General features: G+C 58.2%; 4 protein-coding genes and 2 pseudogenes. All 6 read right to left on the bottom strand.

Going from position 1 to position 3,114, the window contains the following annotated elements; all coding sequences use genetic code 11:
- Window positions 1–642: ABC transporter permease (locus PA598K_RS13160; RefSeq protein WP_148091936.1), on the bottom strand; the 642-nt coding region annotated here is incomplete at its 3' end.
- 76 nt (window positions 643–718) lie between these two features.
- Window positions 719–1,126, bottom strand: a complete 408-nt coding sequence (locus PA598K_RS13155) for a GntR family transcriptional regulator (RefSeq protein WP_128657402.1) — start codon at window positions 1,124–1,126, stop codon at window positions 719–721.
- Between the two features lie 150 nt (window positions 1,127–1,276).
- Window positions 1,277–1,426 (bottom strand): annotated as a pseudogene (locus PA598K_RS13150) (CBS domain-containing protein); the annotation flags it as partial.
- A gap of 461 nt (window positions 1,427–1,887) precedes the next feature.
- Window positions 1,888–2,106, bottom strand: a complete 219-nt coding sequence (locus tag PA598K_RS39005; protein WP_128657401.1) for a PH domain-containing protein — start codon at window positions 2,104–2,106, stop codon at window positions 1,888–1,890.
- A 7-nt stretch (window positions 2,107–2,113) separates the two neighbouring features.
- A complete protein-coding gene (locus tag PA598K_RS13140) occupies window positions 2,114–2,809 on the bottom strand; it encodes an ECF transporter S component (RefSeq protein WP_185601907.1) in 696 nt (231 codons plus the stop codon).
- A pseudogene (locus PA598K_RS13135) lies at window positions 2,806–3,114 on the bottom strand (ABC transporter ATP-binding protein); the annotation flags it as partial. The pseudogene PA598K_RS13135 and the gene PA598K_RS13140, both read right to left, overlap by 4 nt.

The raw sequence follows: 3,114 nt of genomic DNA, 5'->3' as shown, positions 1-3,114 counted from the left end.
GCGCAGGTTGAACTCCCGGATGAGGATAATGACCGACACGAACGGCAATCCGAACCATCTGCGGCTACGCTCTAACAGGATCGCATAGAACAGCCCGGTCAGCAGCGCCAGCGCCATGCTCACGCTCGACAGCACACCCTCCCACGTCAACGGAAGCAGCAGCCGGAAGAAAGACGAGCGGGCAACTGCCAAAAACCATCCGCCGGCCATCGTCCAGTCCTCGCTCGAATAACGCTCGACTGCTCCCTGCACCAATCCGTAGCCAAGTCTCGCTCCGACCAGATGCGCGAGGAGGAACAGCAGCAGCGCCAGCGCATAAGCCGACAGCTTGCTCCAATAGACCGTCCCCGCTCGGACCGGCAGCGTCAGCAGCGTATATATGCTCTTACTACCCCAATAGTTGCGGTACAGGCTGACCGCGAATAATCCGAGCAACAGGACGAGCAGCAGCACGAATGCGGCGATGCTGCCCGAAGCGGCGTAGATGTCCTCATACCTCCTAAGCGCCGTATCGACGGACATCCCGGATACCGTGAGCTGGAGCAGCAGCAGCGGTACGACGATCGCGGCGCCGCACAATGCCCACAGCCCCCACCCCATCGCTTGCAGCTCGGTATTGAGCAGTCTGTAATATCCTCTCATCTCGAACCCTTCTTCCGTGTATTATAGGAATAGTACATGATAATCATAAAAAATCGGCCCCTCCGTCTCTCGCACTTTAGGGCTCCTCCGAGCGCTTGCCGTCGCTCGACTCCTGCTCCCACAGCTCGCTCACTAGATCGACAACCCGCTTGAACGTCAGGTTGATCTCCCTAGCAGATCGAATAAAATCGAGCACCAGCTCCTCGGTAAGCTCCTTCTCGATCTGCTCCCTAATCTGGTCATCCACGTAGATAACGCTTCCCTGGTTGCCCGTCGTCCGCACATAACCTTCCTCTTCCATCAGCTTAAACGCCTTTTGCACGGTATTGGGGTTAATCTGCAGCTGCGCCGCGATCTCTCGACGAGACGGGAGCCGATCGCCGCTTGCGGCTTCGCCGAGCAGGATCATCCGCTTCACGTAGAGCGTCGCTTGCAGATAGACCGGATCGCGCGTATTCAGCTTCAGCCCATAAAAGTTTAGCATGCTTCTCCTCCACCCGCTTTGATCCGTTACGTGTATTATCCATGTAATACACGAAGGTGTCAATAGCCGCTTTGGCCTGGAAGCGCAAAAGACCCGCGGCTCCTAGCGGGAGCGCGGGCCCATACTTTGCTTTAAGCTGTGGGCGGTTCATTAATGAAACGCCGAGTCGTGATGCACCGAAATTTCATTCAAGGCTTGCCCCGCCTCATTGACGAACACCTCGCGCACGGCCAGATCGCCGAGCGATACGACGCCGAGCAGATTGCCATTCTCGACGATCGGCAGGCGACGGATCTGCTCGCATCGTAAATATGCAGACTGGCGAGGTATAACCTCCAGTAGTCGAGCTGACTTGATAGGATAACACTTGCTGCATTGTAATCATGCCGCTGTCCTCAAGTTTATCGTAGATATCACTCCATGTTTTCTTGTTCCATTCATCGAGTTTGCCCGCGTTGATATAGGACTTGTTGCTGCCGATGTAGGGCGTCCAGAAGCCGAGCACGAATTCGTCCTGCGACGGATCGGAACGATAAATGATCGAGCCGACAGAGCCTCTGAACAGAGCTGCTTTGGTGTGCAGAACGACGCTGATTTCCTTGATGTGCGATGGATACAGTACTAGATTATGAGAGTGACGCCAAACTGCTTGTACGATTGCCCCATTGATATGAAAGAAGGCGCGATGCTAAACATAACAACACAAATAGGCCGTCTATTACGAGATAGACGACCTCCAGATAAGGGATAGCGGCAACTGGTCAAGGCTGCGTACGAATAACAGGACAACGCGCTTCCAGCTCGCGTAGAAAGCCCTCCCGATCAAGCGGGGATACATGGACCATGTCATAGCGGCCGTACCGGATCTCGAGACGCTCGGTCGCAGCCGCCGCCGAAGAGAGATAGGAGCGTATCGGTCGTACCGTCTGGATCTGATCGTATCGGACCTTAGTGACGATCGGACCAACCCGAATGACCAATTCATTATCAGCCCCGAATCAGCCCGTACTTCGTCTTGACCCGCTCCAACTTGTCCAGCATCGGCCGCGCCAGCACAAACAGGAAGATGACCGTCGCCGCCGCATGCACCAGATCGAACCAGAAGCCGGTCGCGTAGAGCGCCGCCAGCGCCTCCCAGGAGAAGGAGGCGGTCGAGATGAGCAGCGAGCCGAGGTTGAGCAGACCGCCATAGATGACCAGCGTCGCCAGACCGCCGTACAGGCAGAGAATGCCTCGCGACGGCAGGCGAGAGCGGCGGAACAGCAGGCCGGCGAGGAAGCCGATGATCCCGAAGCCGAACATCTGCCATGGCGTCCACGGTCCCTGGCCGAAGTAGAAGTTGGACACGAAGCCAGCCAGCGCGCCGACGAGGAATCCCGCCTCCGCGCCGAGACTGACGCCGGCGATGATGACGATCGCGGTCACCGGCTTGAACTGAGGCAGCATGAAAAAAGCTGCCCGACCGGCGACCGCGATCGCGGCCAGCACCGCGATCGTGATCAGCTCGCGGGCCTGCGGCCTGCGACGCTCGAAGACGAGCGCGAACGGGATCATCGTATACAGGATGACGAGCAGGCTGATAAAGTAGTATCGCCGGTCATCGAGCAGGAAGACGCCAGCGAGGATCGTCGCCGGGATGACGATAAGGATGAGCGCCCCCGCCCACAACGTGCGGCGACTCATCGCGACTCCTGACGGCAGCGGCGGATCACATCGTCCACCGTCACGGCATCGCGCCACAGCTCGCGCGCCAGCCGATTGGCCGCCGTCGTGTAGAAGCTGTTGCCTGCAAAAAACGAGCGCGCCGGACCTTGCGATATGACCGAGCCGTCAAACACAAGCGCGCAGGTCTCGCCGTAGCTGGCGCAAAACTCGATGTCGTGCGACACCATCACGATCGTCACGCCGTCTGCCTGCAAGCGATGCAGCAACGCCGCCAGTTGCTCCTTGAAAAAGCCGTCCAATCCCTTGGTCGGCTCGTCGAGCAG

This window comes from Paenibacillus sp. 598K (assembly GCF_003851045.1).
GTDB lineage: Bacteria > Bacillota > Bacilli > Paenibacillales > Paenibacillaceae > Paenibacillus_D.
Note: the sequence above shows the minus strand (reverse complement) of the source record. Positions and strands in the feature narration are given on the sequence as shown.

Excerpts from the sequence above, each read along its gene's own strand:
- PA598K_RS13155 (WP_128657402.1), bottom strand. The coding sequence starts at position 1,126 with ATGCTAAACTTTTATGGGCTGAAGCTGAATACGCGCGATCCGGTCTAT.
- PA598K_RS13140 (WP_185601907.1), bottom strand. The coding sequence starts at position 2,809 with ATGAGTCGCCGCACGTTGTGGGCGGGGGCGCTCATCCTTATCGTCATC.